Origin of the sequence: Lentibacillus daqui, from assembly GCF_027186265.1 — a bacterium.
GTDB classification, from domain to species: Bacteria; Bacillota; Bacilli; order Bacillales; family Amphibacillaceae; genus Lentibacillus_C; species Lentibacillus_C daqui.
The window spans coordinates 3,187,103-3,207,826 of record NZ_CP114176.1 but is presented as its reverse complement, the minus strand read 5'-3'; the positions used below and the strand labels follow the sequence as shown (position 1 = coordinate 3,207,826).

Sequence of the window (20,724 nt, the reverse complement as noted above, 5' to 3'; positions counted from 1 at the left end):
TCTACAAATGTAAACGGTATTATTTTAAAATGTGGATGTAGGAAGAAAATTGATTACCTGAATTTACGGAAATAACAAACATCAGGAAAGCAGGAGCATTTGGAAGATAGATTCATTATATAAAGGGAGATGTAAGGACATGCCATTAAAAGTAACTATTATCGGAGGAGGGTCAAGTTATACACCCGAAATTATTGAAGGTATTTTAAAACGCTATGATTCCTTTCCTGTGACTGACATAGCACTCGTCGACGTGGAGTCCGGCCAAAAAAAGTTGAAAATCATCGGAGAATTAGCTGACAGGATGATTAAAAAAGCCGATAAGTCTATTAATCTTACATGTACGCTTGACCGTAAAGAGGCATTGGAGGGTGCAGACTTTGTTTCCACACAAATTCGTGTTGGTGGTTTGGATGCCCGTGCGAAAGATGAGCGCATTCCACTTAGCCATGGGTATATCGGTCAAGAGACAAATGGCGCTGGTGGAATCTTTAAAGCATTTCGGACAATCCCGGTATTACTTGACCTTGCTGAGGATGTTCATAACATTTGTCCAAATGCATGGATTATTAATTTCACAAATCCAGCTGGAATGGTTACCGAAGCAGTTTTAAGGCACTCATCTCACAAAAAAGTGATTGGTGTTTGCAATATTCCATTCAATATGCGTCATTCCGTGGCAGAAATTCTAGAGGTATCAGCGGAAACGATAAAAATCGAATTTGTAGGATTGAACCATTTTGTATTTGGAAAAAAAGTTTACGCTGATGGTATGGACCGGACACAGGAAGTACTGGACAAATTGGCTGACGAAGAGCTGGACTACTCACCCGCTAATATTGTTAACCTTGGTTGGTCAAAGACATTTATTAAGGCAATGAATCTTTTACCTAATCCCTATCACCAATATTACTTCCAAACACGAGAGGTACTTGAAAAAGATATACAAGCGTTTAAAGAGAATGGAACACGTGCAGAGGAAGTTAAAGCGTTGGAGAGGTCGTTGTTTGAGTTGTATAGAAATCCGGATCTAAATGTGAAGCCAAGGGAATTGGAACAGAGAGGAAGTGCTTTTTACAGCGATGTGGCTTGCAGTTTGATGGACTCCATTTATAACAATAAAGAGGATATACAGACAGTAAACACACTCAATAATGGTGCTATACCGGATTTGCCGGATGACTGTGTGATAGAAGTGAACAGTATCATTTCCAAACACGGTCCACGTCCAATCGCGTCAGGTCCGCTACCATCAACCATAAAGGGAAGTATCATCCAAATGAAGGCTTTTGAAAAATTGGTGATTCAGGCAGCTGTTACTGGTGATTACAGTGATGCGTACACATCCATGCTTATGAATCCACTGGTAGCAGATGAAAAAGGAAGCAAAATTCTGCTTGATGAATTGCTGGAAGCACACAAAGCGTACTTACCGCAATTTAAAGTCAATCATTATTAAATTAAAAAAACAAGGAGTGTAGAAGGATGAAAAATATTATGTTAGTTTGTTCAGCTGGAATGTCTACGAGTTTGTTAGTAACAAAAATGGAAAAAGCAGCAGATGAAAAAGGAATAGAAGTGAATATTTTTGCGGTTTCGGAAGCAGAAGCAATTAATCATTTCAATGAAATCGATATTTTGTTGCTTGGGCCACAAGTGCGTTTTTTAAAAGCTAAGCTGGAGAAACAGCTAGAAAGTTATCATGTTCCGGTAAAGGTAATTGATAGTGTTGACTATGGGATGGTTAACGGCGAGAAAGTATTAGATAGTGCGTTGGAAGAACTATCGGGCAAATAAAAGCTAGAAGGTGGTGTGCATCATATGAATCGCTTTATTGAATTTATGGAAAAATATTTTATTCCCATTGCATCGAAAATTGGTTCACAAAGGCATCTTGTTGCAGTACGAGATGGATTTGTGACCATTATGCCACTTATGATCTTAGGCTCGTTGGCAGTATTGATTAATAATTTGCCTATTGACGCATATCAAGACTTTTTAAGTTCCATTTTTGGAGAGGAAAACTGGCAAAAGTTAGGTGGTAGTCTTTGGGATGGCACATTTCAGATTATATCCGTTTTAGTTGCATTTACGATTGCCTATCATTTGGCGAATTCTTATGGTAAAGACGCTATTAGTTCAGGTATCGTTTCGGTTGCAGCGTTGATTATACTGATGCGGCCAATAGCAGATGGAGCAGGTCTGCCTACGGACTGGCTTGGTGCAAATGGGTTATTTGTTGCCATTGCAGTTGCACTTATATCAACAGAAATTTTTACACGTTTATCGGGGTATAAGCGCCTGCAGATTAAGATGCCAGAAGGGGTGCCACCTGCTGTTTCAAAATCTTTTTCGGCACTTTTTCCTTCTATGATAACGCTAATCATCTTTGCACTATTTGAAGTGATTTTATTTGCGGCGAATGCTCCAGAAGTGCACGAATTGATTTTTGATCTCATTCAGGCACCAATATCACATTTATCCAATACGGTATTTGCAGCGGTTGTGATAGCCCTATTAATGCACTTATTGTGGTTTTTCGGTCTGCATGGATCCAATATGATGGAACCAATTATGGAATCCGTTTATTTACCTGCTATAAATGCAAATGCAGAGGCGTTTAAAGCGGGACAAGAAATTCCGTATATTGTTACCAAACCGTTTTTTGATTCATTTATGTATTTAGGTGGTACCGGAGCCACACTTGCTTTGATAACAGCAGTATTCATTGCTGGCAGGAGCCACAAGCATTATTATCAAGTTTCTAAGTTAGGGGTAGCACCAGGGCTCTTTAATATTAATGAACCAATTTTATTTGGGTTTCCGATCGTTTTAAACCCAATTATGATCGTGCCATTTTTCCTGGCGCCGGTTATTTTAACTGTGTTTAGTTATTTTGTCATATCCGTAGGGCTCGTACCAAAAACGATTGCATTCATACCGTGGACAACACCACCTGTGATCGGCGGATTTTTATCGACAGGTTCGTGGCGTGGTGGAGCACTAGCGGCAGTGAATTTCGTCATTGCAGTTGTTATATACTTGCCATTCGTAAAAATGGCAGCAAGAAACTATCTTCAAAAACAAAACGATAAGGAATCTGCTTAGGTACGGGAGGAATCATCATGGAAATGGAACAGGTAATCATGGGAATCATTACGCATAGTGGAAATGCTAAAAGTGATGCGATGGAGGCAATCCAACATGCCAAAAACAAAGAAATAGAACAAGCAAATCAGTTAATGGAGCATGCTGAAAAGGAATTATTGGAAGCACATTCCCAACAAACAACATTGATACAAAATGAAGCACGAGGTGAAAAAGCAGAAATTACGCTGCTCCTGGTTCATGCGCAGGATCATCTCATGACCGCAACAACGTTCAAGGATCTTGCGAAAGAATTCATCGAGTTGTATGAAAAAAATAAGAAGTTCCTTCGTTAGGCATCGATTATTTCGGTGTCTTTTTACGGAATATTTTTTAGAATAGACCTATTTTCAAAAGAAAGGAGGTAATATTTAATTATGACAATCGAGTATATATTTCCAGAAGGATTTTGGTGGGGGAGTGCGGCTTCTGCTACTCAGACAGAAGGTGCAGCCAATATGGATGGTAAAGGCAAGAATATTTGGGACTATTGGTATCAGAAGGAGTCTAACCGATTCTATAATCAAATTGGTCCCACTAACACTTCCCGTTTTTATGAACGGTATAAAGAAGATATACAAACGATGAAAGAAATTGGGCATAATTCCTTTCGCCTGTCTATTTCCTGGTCGCGTCTTATCCCGAATGGTAGCGGTGAGATCAATCAAAAAGCTGTACAATTCTATCATAACGTTTTGGATGAATTGACTAGTGCTGGCATTGAACCATTTGTTAATTTATATCACTTTGATATGCCACTTGCAATGCAGGAAATAGGCGGCTGGGAAAGTCGGGAAGTTGTAGAAGCATTCAAAGATTATGCAGCTACTTGTTTTGACCTGTTTGGAGACAAAGTTAGGAACTGGTTTACCCAAAATGAACCAATTGTTCCTGTAGAAGCAGGTTATTTGAATGATATGCACTATCCGAATGTGGTGGATTTTAAAAGGGCTATTCAAGTGGGTTATAACTCTATTATTGCAAATGCTCAAGCAATTAAAGCGTTTAGAGACGGCAATCTTAATGGGAAGATAGGAATTATACTCAATTTAACACCTTCTTATCCGAGAAGCGAGCATCCTTCTGATCAAAAAGCGGGCAGGATTGCTGATTTGTTTTTCAATCGATCATTTCTGGATCCTTCCGTAAAGGGGGAATTTTCTTCAGAACTTGTTCAGCTTCTTGAGGATTATCATCTTTTGCCGTCAACGGAACCATCGGATAGGGAGATGTTGAAAAGAAATACGGTTGATATTTTAGGTGTAAACTACTATCAACCGCGAAGGGTAAAAGCGAAAGAATACATGCCTCATCCGGAAGCACCGCTTATGCCGGAATATTTTTTCGATTTCTATGAGATGCCTGGAAGAAAAATGAACCCTTATCGAGGATGGGAGATATATGAAAAGGGTATTTATGATATTTTAATGAATCTAAAAGACAATTATGGAAATATTGAATGTTTTATTTCCGAAAATGGGATGGGAGTACAGGATGAAGGCCGCTTTAAGGACGAACACGGAATGATTCAGGACGATTACCGGATTGACTTTTTTAAAGGTCATTTGAAGTGGGTGCATCAAGCTATTCAAGAAGGATCAAATGTTAAAGGATATCAGGTGTGGACCTTCATGGATAATTGGTCGTGGCTGAATGCCTATAAGAATCGGTACGGACTCGTGTCGGTCGATTTGGATAATCATGCTAAGCGTAAAATCAAAAAAAGCGGTTGGTGGTTTAAGGAGCTGGCTGGGAATAATGGGTTTTAGCAATATGTTGTAAAGGGGACTTAGCCATGAAACAACTTGGTGTATCGATTTATCCGTCAAGAAGTAACGTTGAAGATGATAAATCGTATTTGGATCTTGCTCGTTCATTAGGATTTACAAGAATTTTCACGAGTTTGCTCGAAATAACGGGAGATACGGACGAGGTCGTTAAAAAGTTTAAGAACGTTATAGAATATGGCAATTCACTTGGGATGGAAACCATCTTGGATATCAATCCGGAGTTATTTGACCAATTAGGAGTTAGTTATGATGATCTGCGTTTTTTCAAAGAACTAGGAGCTGCGGGGATTCGCTTGGATCTTGGTTTTACAGGTGCAGAAGAGGCAAAAATGACCAGGAATGCACACGGGTTAAAAATTGAAGTGAACATAAGCAGTGGCACTAATTATATCGATCATGTGACGAGTTATCAGCCTAACACAGAAAGATTATATGCATCGCATAATTTCTACCCACAGAAATACTCTGGGATTTCCCAGAAACATTTTGAACAGACAACAAAAATGTTTCAAAAATATAATCTCAAAACTGCAGCATTTGTAACTTCCCAACATGGAGATATTGGTCCCTGGCCAGTGCAAGCCGGATTATGTACGCTTGAGCAGCATAGAAATCTTCTCATTCAGACGCAGGCAACGCATTTTCGTTTGATGGACATGATTGATGATTTGATCATTGGAAACGCTTATGCGACAAAAAGGGAACTGCAACAGATGTCAGAGGCTTACTTTTCAACACTACCCTCTTTTGAGGTGGAACTTGCTAAAGATGTAATGGATATAGAAATGAAGATCGTATTAGAAGAAGAGCATCAATACAGAGGGGATCGATCCGCATATATGATCCGTTCCACTTCATCAAGGATGAAATATAAAGAAGGAGATTTCCCACCGCATGATACTGTCCCTGTCAAAAGAGGAGATGTCATCATTTGTAATAACCACTTTGGTCAATATAAGGGAGAATTACAAATTGCTTTGCAGGATATGGAAAACGATGGTGATCGAAACGTTGTAGGTCAATTAAAAGAGGAATCTCACTTTTTACTAGATTATTTGCAACCATGGACAGCATTTATATTTAAACGCTCCACTTTTGGAATTGAAAATCAATGGTAATCTACTGTAAAACAAAGAATTTCATATGTTTATGACAAGGGGGCTGGGATATAACTAGCCAAAAAACAACTTAAAAATGGTTCCGATCATCGTTTTTTGACGATCGGAACCATTTTTTGTTGGCTATTTTTTATTATTTTGATTTGTATTGATCACGGGTGTATTTTCTCAGAGTAGCCATGGATAATTTGGATGTCTTTTTTTGAAACATGGTATAATTAAAATAAATTTAATTAGGATCTCTCTTTCAAAAATTCATGTAGAGTTGAGGTGCCCAAAATTATAACAGTTAGACATTTATTGGATAAATTGGAAGTCCATAACGTAAAGCTTATATCTGGTAAGGATGGAATAGACAAGCAAATAGCATATATAAATATACAAGAATTTGCACTAAAAAGTGAACGTATAAAAGAGAATGGTGTTCTTTTAACAACATTTAAGTCTTTTCTTGAACCGGCTAATATTATTGAACATTTAAATTGGCTAAAGAACAGAGAAATTAGTGCTGTTGGAGTGCACACTGTTTTTATAAAAGAAATACCTCAGGAAGTAATTAACTTTTCTAATGTCAACAATTTTCCCATGTTTGTCATTCCTGAAGAAATTTCCTATCAGCAAATTATGCAAGTTTACAATGAGTTATTAATGATAGATGCAAATGATGTACGCATAAAAATGGAACAGGTAAATATTAAAATGTTACGAGCAGCAGCGCTTGATAAGGATGCACAATATATCGTATCCACTATGGGAAAACAGTTGGGATTATCAGTTTTAAATATTGATAAGACATTTAATGTTAAGAGTTTCCAACTTAATACTAATTTTAGTATATCTAAATTACAGCGTATTGCAAAAGAAATCATGGAACAGAAAGAGACTTTAAATAGGGAAATATCAAATTACAAATTTGAAGATAATTATTTTAAATTATTTCCCATCATTGACAACAAGAGTTTCTACGGGTTTTTAGTTATTTGTGTAGAAAAGGAATTAAGTTTATCTGATTGGTCAATTATTAATTATGGTAAAACTGCTTTGTTGCTTGATGCAGTAAAAAGAAGTTCTATTGAAAAATATGTAAAAAACCGTGATATGAAGATTATAGAATCTGTATTAAAACCGTCTAAGCCTGAGCAAATGGACTTTCATGACTTATCCCCCCATCTCAAAGAAGCAAACTATCTTTATTTGATTGAATCCGATGATTTGGTTGTATTAAATAATGTCTATGAAGATATATATTTAATTATAAATAAGATAGATCCGGCTTCTCTATTGTGGATATATGACAATCAAATTATTTGCATTGTAAGGTATGAAATATCAACTGACTTTTTGAATAAACTGGATAAACGTTATGAAAATATATTTTTTGGAATTAGTGAGAAATCAAGAAATATTAATGTAGATAGTATTCAAGAGAAGTATGAGCAGGCAAAAATAGGCATCAGAGTAGGAGAAAAAAGAAAGAATATGGTTAATCAATGGAAAGACTTAGGTCTTGATAAATTTCTTATTGCACTTGGACAAAGGAACATATTACAAAGTTCCATTTATAATCTGTTAGAGCCTCTAATAAATCATGATGAAACGTTTGATTCTGAATTGGTGAACACGTTGACAGTTTATTTAAATAATTATTTTAGCCTGAAGAGAAGTGCAGAAGAATTATTCGTCCACAAAAACACGATAAAGTACAGAATAGCAAAAATTAAGGAATTGTATAAAGGAGTAAATTTTGAGGACCCCGAAACTTACCTGCTATTTGAGATTGCTTTAAGATTATATGAAATGGAAAGTAAGAGGTCGGAATAAATATTGCCATCAAACGTAAGGAACAAAAAACGGAAATATTTTTGTTCCTCCAGGACAATGAAAATTCTCCTTTAACATAATAAAATGTACTAACAGAATATTAATACTGACTATTTAATGAAACTCGATAAGTATTAACATTGTACTTTATTATCTTGAAACAGAATCTTAAAAAGAACAATTACCATAAGATGTAGGTCAATTAAAAAATGTTAGCGTTACCAATATTGTTATATGCGGTATTTATTCTGTCTATTTAAATTTTATTATAGGGGTGTAGAGGATGGATACAACAAAAAGGGTAAACAAATTAAGAGAAATAATGGCCAATAAGGAAATTGATCTATCAGTGATAATGAATTTTGAGAACCAATTTTACTATTCTGGCTTAAAAGCAATTACTTATTCAAGGCCTATCGTCTTAACTGTAGATTCTGATACGTTAAGCTTAATCGTTCCCTCTTTGGAGGAAAACCATGCAAAAACTGTGACAAAAGCTGACAGGTTATATGTTTATCATGAAACCTTAATTGGAGGTAGCAAAGGTAAATCCCACATTGAACATTTAAAAACGTTAGTTTCATCCTATCCTTCAGGCACAAGGGTTGGTGTTGAATTTTCTTCCCTACCACTTCAATTAGGTAATATGATGAAAAAAGCAGGATTCGAACTGGTTAATATTGATAAAGATATTGAAAAAATGAGATATATCAAGGACCAGGAAGAAATTGACTTAATCACAGAATCAGGAAGATTAGTAAGCCTGGCTCTAAAAAATTCCCTAGAGAATGCAAGTGCAGGACTAACCGAAATTGAACTTGATCAATTTGGAAATCAAGCTTTATTTGCAGAAGTTGCACAAAAACATCCGGATTCAACGTTGGATTTCTTTGTGATGACTCCGTCAGGAATAGATAGAAGTATCTTGCCACATGTATTTTCAAATACGAGGAAGTTTCACGATAACGATATTTCTATTCACAGCCGTCAGGTAGGACTTAATGGTTACCGTGCTGAATGTGAGAGAACCTTTTTTATCGGTACGCCAACGGATAAACAAAAGGATTTATTTAAAATAGCACATGAAGCACAATTGGCTGCCCTGGATACCATAAAAATAGGAATTACAGCAAAAGAAGTCAATGAGGCGGCTCGACAAATATTTATAAAACACGATGTTGAAGAATACAGTATTCATAGGACCGGACATGGAATTGGAATAGGCTTACATGAAGAACCTTCTTTAAGATATGATAATGATCTTGTTTTGCAGGAAGGAATGGTTTATTGCGTCGAGCCGGGGTTATATGTACCTGGTGTTGGTGGTTTTCGCCACTCTGATACAGTCGTACTCAGAGATGATGGCTCTCACCAAATCACCAATTATGCCAAAGAATTGGAGGATTTACGTTTCTGACTCACTAAAGCAATTGTTTGGGTACGAAAGGGGCTAAATATATGAATGTATATCTCGTGGGAGTTGTAGTCTATTTATTAGTCATGGCACTTGTAGGTGTATACTTTGGTAAAAAATCGATAAATGACAATGAGGATTTTATGGCTGCGGGACGATCCTTACCACTTTGGGTAGTAAGCGGGACACTTTTGGCAACTTTTGTTGGTTCTGGGACTGTGGTTGGCGGGGCCAGTTTCATCTATCAATATGGCCCCTTTGCCGCCATTTTCAACTTGTCTGGCGGAATAGTAGGAACGATTATACTATATTTCTTGGCAGGAAAAATAAGAACCGGCGAAGCATATACTGTTCCAGAAATGATTGAGAAAAGATTTGGTACAACGGCTAGACTGGTATCTTCAATTATTATTTTACTAGCCTTTATTGGTATAACGGCATATCAGTTTACTGGAGGCGCTTATGTATTACAAATTACAACTGGATTACCAATTGGAATTGGTTCAATTATTATAGGGGTATTGGTTATCTTTTTAACGGTAAGTGGCGGATTATTTTCGGTCGCGTATACAGATGCAATTAGTGCCATTTTGATAGTAGCCGGATTTCTGCTGGGACTGCCTTTTGTTCTCCATTCAGTAGATGGATTTTCTGGATTATCTCTTTCGCTGCCAAGCAATACTAAATCCTGGAATGGTGGTTTAAGTATTCCCCAGCTTCTTGGGTTCTTTTTACCTTTATTTTTGCTTGTTTTGGGAGACCAGAATATGTATCAGCGTTTTGGTGCCGCGAAAAATCCAACAGTTGCCAGAAGATCAACAATCGGATTTTTTATTGGTAGTTGTTTCGTAATTAGTTTAACGATAATTATTGCTACCTCCGCAATTGTTATGTTTCCTGAAATTGCTCCAGACACCGCGGTGTTGAATATGGCAATAAATGGTTTGCCATTGGCGATAGGATTAATCGTTTTGTGTGCGGCAGTGGCCTTTATTATAACCACAGCTACTTCCTATTTATTATCTGCTTCAGGGAATATTATCTATGATTTGTTAAAGAGATTTAGCAACAAAGACATTAGTGATAAGAAATTGTTGAAATATAATCGGGCTACAGTTGTTGCGGTTGGAGTTTTAGCATATATATTGGGCATGTATTTTCCAACTGTATTAGAATTACAAATGTATTCGTATACCATGTATGGGGCAGCATTGACACCGGCCATTTTAGCGACAGTTACGTGGAAAAAGGCTACTACAGCTGGTATTATGAGTTCCATGATTGTTGGTGCAATAGGTACAATTTTCTGGGAAGTTGTCTTAAATAAACCATTTGATTGGAACAGTGTCTTGTTTGCGCTGCCACTTTCTGTACTAACTTTAATTGTTGTTAGTCTATTGACAAACAAGGAAGGTGTGGCTAAAAGCAATCAGGATTCATTTGTTATAAATGATTGAGTTAATCTGGCTTCAGTTAACCCCGATAATCTTTTTATTACAGCAATAAACTATTTTGATAAGATCCCATATGAACAAGAGAGTATTCAAGCAATTATTGTAATGAATCCTTGAATCACTTATATTTTAGTTAAAAATAAGAAGTTTTTGTAAGAAGTGAGTATTTACCGAAATGCTCACTTCTCTTAATAATCGAAAGGAGAACCAGTCATGGAATATGTTATTGATAATGTTCAAATTCTTCAAGGTCCTGATTTGGAAATAAAACATGATTGTGGAGTTTGGATTAAAAATGAAGAAATTTATAAAATACTCCCCAAAAAAGATCATCTGGATCACTTGAAATATATTAATGGAGAAGGAAAGTATCTCATGCCGGGCTTAATAGACTTACATGTTCATATCATGTGGGATGGTTCCAAAGACCCCGTATCCACCTTAAAAGAAGAAGGTTATGAGCAAATGTTAATTCGTGCAGTGTCCTACTGCCAAGACTATATTGAAGCCGGAATTACAACGATAAGGGATATTGGATCTGTAGATGATATTGCGCTACATGTAGCTAAAGGCATAAAGAGAGGACTTATTAAAGGACCAACTATAATTGCTAGTGGGAAAACGTTAACGATGACTGGTGGTCATGATCCATTCTGGGCAAGGTTTGTGGATGGTCCAAATGAGGCGTTAAAGGGGGTTCGAGAGCAGATTTTTAAAGGTGCAGAAGTTATTAAAGTGAGTTCTACAGGTGGCGTGTATGGTCGGCATGAGGGTGAATCAGTCGGAAATGCGGAATTAAGTATGGAAGAACAGCGGGTTATTTGTGATGAAGCACATAAATTTGGATTAAATGTCGCTTCCCATGCAATTGGAAGAGAAGGTATTTTGAACTCAATACAAGCCGGAGTTGATACAATTGAGCATGGACATTATTTAGATGAGGAGCTTATAACAATGATGGAAGAGAGGGGGACTGCATGGAATCCGACGCTCTATGTTTACCAAACGATTGCATCGCTGGAGGAAATACCGGCATACGCCAAACAAAAAGCGTTAGAAATTGTTGGGAGACATGAAAAGGCATTTAAAACCTTTTTTGACCGGAACATATTAATCGGAGCAGGATCTGATGCTGGTTCACCGTCTACTCCTCATACAGCATTATTAGATGAATTATTAATGATGTATAAGTTTATACCGAATACAAAGGAAATCTTGAAAACGGCAACAACGAATGCTGGTGCAATTTTGGGAAGAAAGGTTGGACAAATTAAAGAGGGCCATAAGGCAGATTTAGTCCTCCTTCGAGATAATCCATTGAATGACTTAAACAACTTAAGATCGGTCGATAAGGTGTATGTTAATGGTGAGTTAGTTTATTCATGATTAATGGAATAATAAGACGGGAAGTATTGGTAGTATTATAATATTATAAAGAAACAGGTGATAAGTACATGGAATGGCCAAAGGCGGTAACTTTTGATTGTTTTGGGACATTAATTGACTGGGAAGGCGAAATCCAACTTGTTTTCAAGGAGATACTGAAAAAGAACGGCGTAGAAAATGTAAACATTGTGCAACTGCAACGTTATTGGGAGGACGTACAATTTGATTACATTCAAAATGAGTATCGTCCGTACAAGGAAGTATTAAAAAACACATTACAAATGGCTTTTAATCATTTTGGATACCCGTTTACCGAGGCGGATAGTGATTACTTCTCTGAATCAATGGGGAGATGGTGTCCGTTTCCTGATACGAAAGACGCTTTGTTAGAGATTAAGAAATATACGAAAATTGCATTGCTCACGAACACAGATGATAACATTATTGAAGAAACGGTATCAAGGCTTGGGGTGGATTTTGATGAGATAGTTACAGCAGAACAAGCTAGGGCATACAAAGCTAATCATGAGGGTTTTCACCTGCTTTTGAATAAACTAAATCTGGATAAATCTGAAATATTACATACAGGGTTTGGATTTAAGTATGATGTTGTGCCAGCTTCTGAACTCGGTATCACCACTTGTTGGGTCAACCGCTATGGGGAAACCCGCCCAGTAGATGTGAAAGAAGATTATTTAGTTGGCGATATGAAGACATTTTCACTATTAATTAAGGGTTTGGCATCCCAGTAAATCAGGGTGTCTCTTCTCGAATTATGTCATATAATGTCGAATAAAAAGAGTAGTCGATGATCCTGTACTTCAGCCCATTTAATTGTTCTTCCGTTGTTTGATCTGCAAATAACTTGTGGTTATCGGGTAGAGTTCATGACCAGCAATTGGATTATCGCTTACAAGCTAAGCATAAATTACCAGGAATAAACTGCTGTTTTTGTAAACGTTTTTATTTTCTGTTGACTATTTTAAATGTCATGATAGAATAAAGTTATTGGAATATTTGGATCATATGTTACTGATGCGATCAGGCATGGTGATAATGAAAATGGATGATAGAAAAAAGTCCATTGATATCGCCATGCCTTTTATTTATGTCGCCGCTGATTCTAATGATAGATCGATATATTCCAATCCAAAAAGTATTCATTCCCAATATCCGACCAAACAATTCACAGGGAGGTGCAGAGGAATCTGTCATTCAAGCAAGTTTTATCATTACCTAGAACATTGATAACAATACAGGAAAGGAAGGGATCAACAGATGAAAAAACGAGTCGTCTTCTCAGTTACGGTCGCAGCTATTATGCTATTTGGTACGGTTTCCCATATGTTTACGCCAGTTGCAAAAGCAGCAGGTAAAAGCCCTGTAAAGGAATATGAATTTTACCCGACACCCCATAGCGTGGAATACGGTAATGGGACGCTGTCGCTTAACAAGGGAGTTCAAGTTATCTATGATGATACGATTGATCGTGTGACGAAAAGAAAGGTGGAAAAAGCATTCACGGATCATGGTTTGGAAGCACCATCTGTTGCGAGTGAGCCGTCAAAGGATAAAGTGAATCTGATGATTGGTACAAAAAATTCAAACGGTCCGGTTGATAACTATGCTAGCGAACATGTGGATAGTGAAGGGATAGATTTTGACCAAATCGATGCCTATCAATTGGACGTTAGCGATAACAACATCGTGATTTTAGGAAAAGATACCGATGCCAGTTTTTACGGGGTTGTTACGCTGGAGGCGATTCTTGCTCAAAGTCCGCAACAGGTGATTCGCAATATGCATGTGAACGATTTTGCCAATACGGAGATTAGAGGGTTTATTGAAGGGTATTATGGTATTCCTTGGAGTAATGAAGATAGAATGTCCCTCATGAGGTTTGGCGGCAATCACAAAATGAATTCGTATGTATTTGCACCAAAGGATGATCCTTACCATCGGGAAAAGTGGGATGAGCTGTATCCGAAAGAGGAGCTGGAAGAAATAGGGGAAATGGCTGACGTCGGGGAAGAAACGAAAACACGGTTTATCTGGACGATTTCCCCATTAGGTGAAGTTGCTGAACTTGCCAGAGAGGAGGGGCAGGATGCGGCAATGGATGTTCTTGATGAAAATACGGATAAGTTGCTTGCCAAATTTGATCAATTATACGATGTAGGGGTGCGCCAATTCGGTGTCAATGGGGACGATGTTGGAAATCTGCCAACGGATTATGTCGTTGAATTGATGCATTCCATTTCTGAATGGGCGGATGAAAAAGGCGATGTGCGTGATACGCTTTATACTCCTGCAAGCTATAACTCCGATTGGGCCTGGAACCCGGATGAGCTAAACGCTTATGAAAAAGGCTTCGATGATAATATCCATATTTTATGGACAGGATCAACTACCTGTGCACCTGTTATTCAAAGTACCATCGATGTTTTTAAAAACAAAAGCAATGACGGTGTAGAACGAAGGGACCCACTATTTTGGCTGAATTGGCCGGTAAACGATGTGGATATGCAAAGAGTCTTCCTCGGTAAAGGAGAAATGCTGGAACCTGGTATCGAAAATCTTGCTGGCGTTGTAACCAATCCAATGCAGGAAGCCGAGGCGTCCAAGATTGCTATCTTTGCCATTGCCGATTACACATGGAATACCGAGGATTTTGATGCGCAAACAAGCTGGGAAGATAGCTTTAAGTATATCGAACCGGACGCCGCGGAAGCATTGCATGAACTTGCCAAGCACATGTCTGATGCGGATCCAAATGGTTTAAAGCTATCTGAAAGTGAAGATATTAAGGAACTATTGGATTCGCTTACGGAAAAGCTGGATAACGGAGAATCATTAAAGGGAATATCTCCGGAAGCAATGGATGCGTTCCAAACGATTGCGGATGCGGCCGATGGTTTTATGGCAAAAACAAAGAATGAAAATCTGAAAGAAGAATTGGAGCCATTTGTAAATGCATTGCATGATATGGTACTTGCTGATAAGGAATTCTTGAAGGCTGCCGTTGCTGTTGAGGATGGTAACAATCAAGCTGCATGGAACGTAATTGAAAAAGCAACGGCCTTAAGACAACAAAGCCTGAATTATGACCGGCCATTAATCGATGGAACGACAAAAGCAAAGCCTGCCCAAAAGAGACTGCAACCATTTACTGATCATTTGCAGGAGAAGGTGACCATTCAGGGCATGCAAACGTTGGTAGATTATGAAGCGGATCAAGGTAATATGGACGCGTCTGATGCACGTTTGTTGCAGACTCATCTGAAGTCACTTGATCATTTTATCAACGTGAAGTCATACGAAAAGGCAGAAAAGCACATGAAAAGTTTGAAACAATTGGTTGCGAAATATCAGGAAGCTGGTCAAATCGATGAAGATGTGGCAAAAACATTGGTCAAGCATGCTGATATACTAATTGAAAAGTGGCAGTAGTACGGTGTTGGATCCCTCTGGCGTTTATGCTGGGGGGATTTTACGCTCGCTTTTCTTTTAAAACAAGCTACGATTACACAAAGAACCTATCAAAACGGAGGAGGGAACCCTTTTTAAAAAATAAAATTTCCCAAGCAACAAAATAGGCATCGAAAAGTCTAAAAATAGATGGACTTTTTTGATGCCTATTTTGGCTTTTTTGATTCAAGTGTACGTATTCAATAATACAAAGATGAATTGTACATCAACCTCAATGGCAGTGATCAACTGCTGTCATTTTCCTCGGAGTTATTGTTTTCATTATCGCTTTCACTGTCATTATCCTTTTTCTTATCTTTGTTATTATGCTCGTTGTCGTTATTATCTTCGCTGCTGTGATCATCCTCTTTATTCTTTTGTTGATCTTCTTGTTTTTGGTTGTCCTTGTCTTCTTCTTGATTAGCCTTGTTTTCTTCTTGATTAGCCTTTTCCTTATCTTGTTCGTCTTCTTGCTGTTTGTCTTCTTTGTCTTCTCCTTTATCTGCCTCTTCCTTGTCTTGTTTATCCTCTTGTTCTTGATTGTCCTTGTCTTCTTCTTGATCCGGTTGTTCCTTGTCCTGTTCGTCTTCTTGTTCCTGGCTGTCCTTGTCTTCTTCTTGATTAGCTTGTTCCTCTTCCTTGTCCTGTTCTTCCTCCTGTTCTTCCTCTTGTTCTTGATTTTCCGTGTTTTCTTCTTGATTAGGTTGTTCGGTGGTTTCTTGTTGCTCTTCCTGATTTTGGTTTTCCTCGTTTGTTCCTTGATCCGCTTGTTCCTCGCTCGGTTGATATTGTGCACCACGTACATACAGTTCCGAACCGCTGGAGACCACCGAATCCGGTTTTTTGAAATCGTCCATATTCGGATCCGAAATCTCGGACATTAGTGTTTGGAAGAGCTGCATGGCAATATTCTGTGAGCCGTCATATCGGATATATTGTACATCGCCGTCTTTATTTTTTAACGATGGGTAACCGGTCCAAACTGCAAGGGAATATTGAGGTGTATATCCAACAAACCACGAATCAAGCACACCATCTCCCAGGCCGTATTGATCTTTGATATCGTTCGGAATATTGGTTGTTCCGGTTTTCCCCGCCACAGGTATCCCAGGAATGTTTGCTTGTGTCCCAGTTCCGCTTGCAACGACAGTCTTGAGCATATCGGTGATCATATAAGCAGTATAATCATGCATGGCATTCTTTGGCTTTGATTTTGGCTTCCATTTCTTTCCGTCCGGGAAAACTATTTTTTTAACCGTGGATGGTTCATGATACTTACCGCCATTACCAAATGCTGCATAAGCCCCTGCCATTTGTAAGGGAGAAACACCATCAAAACCACCGATCGAAGCTGATTCAAAGATCGGATCAATTTTGATACCCAGTCCTTTGGCAAACTTTTGCGCTTTGTCTTGTCCTACAGCCTGAAACGCTTTTAGGGCGGGTATGTTTCGCGACCATTCCAAAGCCCGTCGCATCGAGATATCACCCCAGTATTTGTTATCCCATTCATTGATTGGTGTTCCGTCGCTGTACTGATACGGCTCGTCACTCAGTGTGTGCGATGTGGGCCAATTCAAATGTTCGATCGCTGGAGCATAATCCAAAATGGGCTTAATGGTTGAACCTGGTTGATTTTGGACATTGGTGCCGTAATTGGTATATCCGACCGCCTTGAAATGACGCCCACCTCCGACTGCTTTGATAGCACCCGTTTTTGTATCAACAAGTGTGATTCCTGTTTCGAAATGTTTATCCGGATAAGGGATATCCTTCGAGTGAATCAAATCGTAAACTGCTTTTTGTGCTTTCGAATCAAGAGTCGTATAGATTTTCAAACCGCCCTGGTAGAAATCTTTTTCAGAGACGACCTTTTTCTGATTGACCATTTGTTCATAGACCGTATCGATAAAAGCATTATAAGGGTCATCATTATTCTCCTGCTTTTTTTCTTCTTTCCTAATAATTTCGGAAATCGGTTTGGCTTTGGCCTTATCAGCTTGTTGTTTGGAAATAACGTGATTGCTTTCCATTGCCGACAGCACTTGGTCGCGGCGTTTTTGTGCCCGTTCAGGATGCTTGAAAGGGTCGTCAGCGCTTGGTGCATTTGGCAGACCGGCAAGCAAGGCAGCCTGCGATATATTTAATTTGGAAAGATTGTTCTCGCCAAAATACGTTTTTGAGGCCGTTTTGATGCCATACGCTCTGTGTCCGAAATAGACATTATTTAAATACATCTCGAGAATTTCATCTTTTGAGTATTTCCTTTCCAATTTTAAAGAAAGCCATGCTTCTTGCACTTTTCGTTTCAGTGTTTTCTCCGGGGTTAGCACACTCCGTTTGATCACTTGTTGTGTAATGGTCGAACCGCCTTCTGCACCCCAGCCGTTTTTGACATTGGCGAAGACCGCCCCAAACAAGCGATGGAAATCAATACCATGATGATCGCGGAACCTTTTGTCTTCTATAGAAATGACAGCGTCTTTTACTGTTTCCGGAACATCGTCAATATGTATTTTGACTCGATTTTCCTCATGAAACACGGTACTGACAAGTTTTCCATCCTGATCATATATCCGTGTGGACTGAGGCGTTTGCAGGTCACTTGCCTTCAATGTTGGCGCATCATGGATCATGACAGCGATCGTGATGCCGCATGCGATCACCGCGAGTAGAAAAGCCGCACAGAGACCGAGCAGAATCTTTTTCCACAAGCTTCTTTTTCGTCCGTGTGATCGTGTTTTCTTCTGTTTCTGTTGTCGCCGTCGTTCTTGTCTTGAAGTGTATTCGTTGGACATATGCAGCACTCCTAGCTTATCTAGTAATCTATTAGATACTTCTTTCTGTTAAATAAAAACATCTACAGGGTATATGTAGAATGGATATTGTGGAAAAACAGAATAGATATAACAAATTTGTACCTACATCTTTATTAATATGTCTGGTTCTTTCATCATTTTGCTTATTAAAATATCAGATTCTGCTCTCTTTTTTATTGATTGTATATAGTGAGCTATTACTTTTGCGATGTAACCATATACTTATTCTACTAATTCCCCGTTTTTTATCAATTTTAACGTATTTTAATCTGGGTTGTGACATTTTTGTTTTGGGGTAATCGAGTTAACGGTATATACTATGCTAATTATAGCTTATTGATTACTATAAGTTTATAAGTTTGTGAGCGTTATTTAATCATCACCCTTTTCTAATAGAAGAACATCTACACTAGGCTGGGGTTCCTCTTCACCCTCTCGTGTAGGTGTTTTTTAAATAGGCGTGTGATTTTCGCATTTAATAAAAAACCCGGTAATGGTTACTCGATTGAAGAAATATCATATTGCGTGTAGGATGGTGTTTAGATCGTGAGGGTTTAAGCGTGAAAGGAAAGATGATGATATGGCATCGATCAATCTATTGCATTCACATAGGCTTTTAATTGTTGCGATTACCTTATCCGCATCTTTTTTGTCTGTTCTGACGCAGTTTTTGCTTATTACAGCTTTTCCAAAAATCATGAAGGAGTTTGCCGTTAACTCAACAGAAGTGCAATGGCTGACAACCAGCTTTATGTTAACCGTTGCTATTCTCATTCCGATAACGGCTTATTTTATCGATAAATTTCAAACAAGGACATTAATGATGAGCGCGATGTCTTTGTTTTTAATAGGAACAGTAGTTGGGTTATTTGCACCTTCGTTTCCCGTTTTGATTGCGGGGCGTATTATTCAAGGAATGGGGTCCGGGGTTATGATCCCGTTGATGCAAACGGTATTGTTTCTGCTTTACCCAAAGGAAAAAAGAGGATTTGCGATGGGATTGGCCGGAATGGTCATTAACGTTGCGCCTGCAGTTGGCCCTCCTATATCAGGCATTTTAATTAAGTATTTCGAATGGCGTGCGTTGTTTTATTTAACCTTACCGATTGCGGCGTGCATTCTGATATTGATTTTCTTGTTTATGCGCAACGTTACTGAGCAACGAAAAACAGAAATTGATAGCTTATCCATTATATTCTCAACGGTTGGTTTTGGTGGCATGCTTTATGGCTTCAATAAGCTGCAGGAGGGTGGATGGAATGACCCGGCAACTATTGGTAGCATGCTTGCAGGCGCTTTAGCATTGGGTTTATTTGCAGTTCGACAATTGCGGCTGCAGATGCCGATTTTAGAACTCCGTGTGTTAAAGGTTCCTGTTTTTACACTGGTTACGTTTATTTCGATCCTTTCGTTCAGTTTGCTGGTATCAACTGAGACGATGCTGCCGATGTATGTGCAGAACGCGCAAGGATTTTCGGCGTATCACGGTGGTTTGATTGTGATGCCGGGTGCCTTGACACTCGCCGTCATGTCTCTTTTCGCGGGTAGATTGTTCGATAAATACGGCGGCAAAATCATTGCGATTATTGGCTTTGTGTTGCTCTGTTTAAGTTCACTTGGTTTTCATTTTATGCTGGATATCGATACGCCGTTCATGATGACGATGGTTTTATTCATGGTTTCCATGGCTGGTGTGGCATTGATTAATATGCCAATCATGACGTCTGGTATCAATGCTTTGCCTGATACGTTGATTCCACATGGGACGGCAGTAATCAATACGGCGCGTCAATTTGGTGGGTCGCTTGGATTAACGTTCATTATCTCCTTTATCAGCAAAGTGAATGCCGGAACAGAAACGATCCAACCGATTAAATATCTGACAGGAGTGAAAACGGCCTTTTTCGTTGCATTTTTGTTTGCCATTACGGGACTTGTGCTCTCCTTGTTTTTACAAAGAAAAAGGCAGCATTCGGAAGGTGGTTCATGACATAGCAAACAAGGTATATTGTGGGCGGTTGGCCGGGTAGTAAAACATATGATGAATGAAGGGTTGGATGCCTTAAAGGGAGGATTTATTGGGAATGGATTCGCTCTCAATAATGGTAAGAAAGGAAATTGTACAAATCACTTGAAAAAAATGAAAAATAATGTAATGATAAGTGTATAAAAATCTCCACTTGCATGGACAAGATATGATGGCTTTCACCATGGCTAAAGGTAACACGGTTTTTCGTTTAGAAACAAAAATTGGAACCGTTATCATCCCGATATGAAGGTTTTCCATAACATGGCACGTTATTGTCA

The 20,724-nt window shown here is 38.5% G+C and carries 14 protein-coding genes; 13 read left to right on the top strand and 1 reads right to left on the bottom strand.

The window, feature by feature from the left end:
- Positions 1–139: 139 nt before the first annotated feature.
- The 12 genes from O2S85_RS16045 to O2S85_RS15990 all read left to right on the top strand — a co-directional run bounded on the left by O2S85_RS16045 (position 140) and on the right by O2S85_RS15990 (position 15,580).
- Complete coding sequence (locus O2S85_RS16045; protein ID WP_269410305.1) at positions 140–1,459, top strand: 6-phospho-beta-glucosidase; 1,320 nt, start codon at positions 140–142, stop codon at positions 1,457–1,459.
- 26 nt (positions 1,460–1,485) lie between these two features.
- Complete coding sequence (locus tag O2S85_RS16040; protein WP_269410304.1) at positions 1,486–1,797, top strand: PTS sugar transporter subunit IIB; 312 nt, start codon at positions 1,486–1,488, stop codon at positions 1,795–1,797.
- 24 nt (positions 1,798–1,821) lie between these two features.
- The gene (celB, locus tag O2S85_RS16035) at positions 1,822–3,108 is read left to right on the top strand and encodes a PTS cellobiose transporter subunit IIC (protein ID WP_269410303.1); all 1,287 of its coding nucleotides are present in this window, start codon (positions 1,822–1,824) and stop codon (positions 3,106–3,108) included.
- 17 nt (positions 3,109–3,125) lie between these two features.
- Positions 3,126–3,443: a PTS lactose/cellobiose transporter subunit IIA gene (locus O2S85_RS16030; RefSeq protein WP_269410302.1), complete on the top strand. Its 318-nt coding sequence runs from the start codon at positions 3,126–3,128 to the stop codon at positions 3,441–3,443.
- Positions 3,444–3,524: 81 nt separating this feature from the next.
- On the top strand, positions 3,525–4,916 hold the full coding sequence (locus O2S85_RS16025) for a glycoside hydrolase family 1 protein (RefSeq protein WP_269410301.1): 1,392 nt from the start codon (positions 3,525–3,527) through the stop codon (positions 4,914–4,916).
- Positions 4,917–4,942: 26 nt separating this feature from the next.
- On the top strand, positions 4,943–6,055 hold the full coding sequence (locus tag O2S85_RS16020) for a DUF871 domain-containing protein (RefSeq protein ID WP_269410300.1): 1,113 nt from the start codon (positions 4,943–4,945) through the stop codon (positions 6,053–6,055).
- 300 nt (positions 6,056–6,355) lie between these two features.
- Positions 6,356–7,876: a PucR family transcriptional regulator gene (locus O2S85_RS16015; protein WP_269410299.1), complete on the top strand. Its 1,521-nt coding sequence runs from the start codon at positions 6,356–6,358 to the stop codon at positions 7,874–7,876.
- Positions 7,877–8,159: 283 nt separating this feature from the next.
- The gene (locus tag O2S85_RS16010) at positions 8,160–9,293 is read left to right on the top strand and encodes a M24 family metallopeptidase (RefSeq protein ID WP_269410298.1); all 1,134 of its coding nucleotides are present in this window, start codon (positions 8,160–8,162) and stop codon (positions 9,291–9,293) included.
- Between the two features lie 41 nt (positions 9,294–9,334).
- Positions 9,335–10,747 carry a sodium:solute symporter family protein gene (locus tag O2S85_RS16005; protein ID WP_269410296.1) on the top strand — a complete coding sequence of 471 codons (1,413 nt, stop codon included), beginning with the start codon at positions 9,335–9,337 and terminating at the stop codon, positions 10,745–10,747.
- A gap of 210 nt (positions 10,748–10,957) precedes the next feature.
- Positions 10,958–12,130 carry a metal-dependent hydrolase family protein gene (locus O2S85_RS16000; RefSeq protein ID WP_269410295.1) on the top strand — a complete coding sequence of 391 codons (1,173 nt, stop codon included), beginning with the start codon at positions 10,958–10,960 and terminating at the stop codon, positions 12,128–12,130.
- Between the two features lie 68 nt (positions 12,131–12,198).
- The gene (locus tag O2S85_RS15995; RefSeq protein ID WP_269410294.1) at positions 12,199–12,882 is read left to right on the top strand and encodes a haloacid dehalogenase type II; all 684 of its coding nucleotides are present in this window, start codon (positions 12,199–12,201) and stop codon (positions 12,880–12,882) included.
- Positions 12,883–13,408: 526 nt separating this feature from the next.
- Positions 13,409–15,580, top strand: a complete 2,172-nt coding sequence (locus O2S85_RS15990) for a glycoside hydrolase family 84 protein (protein WP_269410293.1) — start codon at positions 13,409–13,411, stop codon at positions 15,578–15,580.
- A gap of 263 nt (positions 15,581–15,843) precedes the next feature.
- Here O2S85_RS15990 and O2S85_RS15985 read toward each other — a convergent pair whose 3' ends face one another.
- Complete coding sequence (locus tag O2S85_RS15985) at positions 15,844–18,396, bottom strand: PBP1A family penicillin-binding protein (protein ID WP_269410292.1); 2,553 nt, start codon at positions 18,394–18,396, stop codon at positions 15,844–15,846.
- A 601-nt stretch (positions 18,397–18,997) separates the two neighbouring features.
- On the opposite strand from O2S85_RS15985, the gene O2S85_RS15980 reads away from it, so the two are divergent.
- Positions 18,998–20,407, top strand: coding sequence for an MDR family MFS transporter (locus tag O2S85_RS15980; RefSeq protein WP_269410291.1), 1,410 nt, complete (start codon positions 18,998–19,000; stop codon positions 20,405–20,407).
- Positions 20,408–20,724 lie beyond the last annotated feature (317 nt).

Coding starts and splice junctions, on each gene's coding strand:
- O2S85_RS16045 (WP_269410305.1), top strand. CDS start 140: ATGCCATTAAAAGTAACTATTATCGGAGGAGGGTCAAGTTATACACCC.
- O2S85_RS16040 (WP_269410304.1), top strand. CDS start 1,486: ATGAAAAATATTATGTTAGTTTGTTCAGCTGGAATGTCTACGAGTTTG.
- celB (WP_269410303.1), top strand. CDS start 1,822: ATGAATCGCTTTATTGAATTTATGGAAAAATATTTTATTCCCATTGCA.
- O2S85_RS16030 (WP_269410302.1), top strand. CDS start 3,126: ATGGAAATGGAACAGGTAATCATGGGAATCATTACGCATAGTGGAAAT.
- O2S85_RS16025 (WP_269410301.1), top strand. CDS start 3,525: ATGACAATCGAGTATATATTTCCAGAAGGATTTTGGTGGGGGAGTGCG.
- O2S85_RS16020 (WP_269410300.1), top strand. CDS start 4,943: ATGAAACAACTTGGTGTATCGATTTATCCGTCAAGAAGTAACGTTGAA.
- O2S85_RS16010 (WP_269410298.1), top strand. CDS start 8,160: ATGGATACAACAAAAAGGGTAAACAAATTAAGAGAAATAATGGCCAAT.
- O2S85_RS16005 (WP_269410296.1), top strand. CDS start 9,335: ATGAATGTATATCTCGTGGGAGTTGTAGTCTATTTATTAGTCATGGCA.
- O2S85_RS16000 (WP_269410295.1), top strand. CDS start 10,958: ATGGAATATGTTATTGATAATGTTCAAATTCTTCAAGGTCCTGATTTG.
- O2S85_RS15995 (WP_269410294.1), top strand. CDS start 12,199: ATGGAATGGCCAAAGGCGGTAACTTTTGATTGTTTTGGGACATTAATT.
- O2S85_RS15990 (WP_269410293.1), top strand. CDS start 13,409: ATGAAAAAACGAGTCGTCTTCTCAGTTACGGTCGCAGCTATTATGCTA.
- O2S85_RS15985 (WP_269410292.1), bottom strand. CDS start 18,396: ATGTCCAACGAATACACTTCAAGACAAGAACGACGGCGACAACAGAAA.
- O2S85_RS15980 (WP_269410291.1), top strand. CDS start 18,998: ATGGCATCGATCAATCTATTGCATTCACATAGGCTTTTAATTGTTGCG.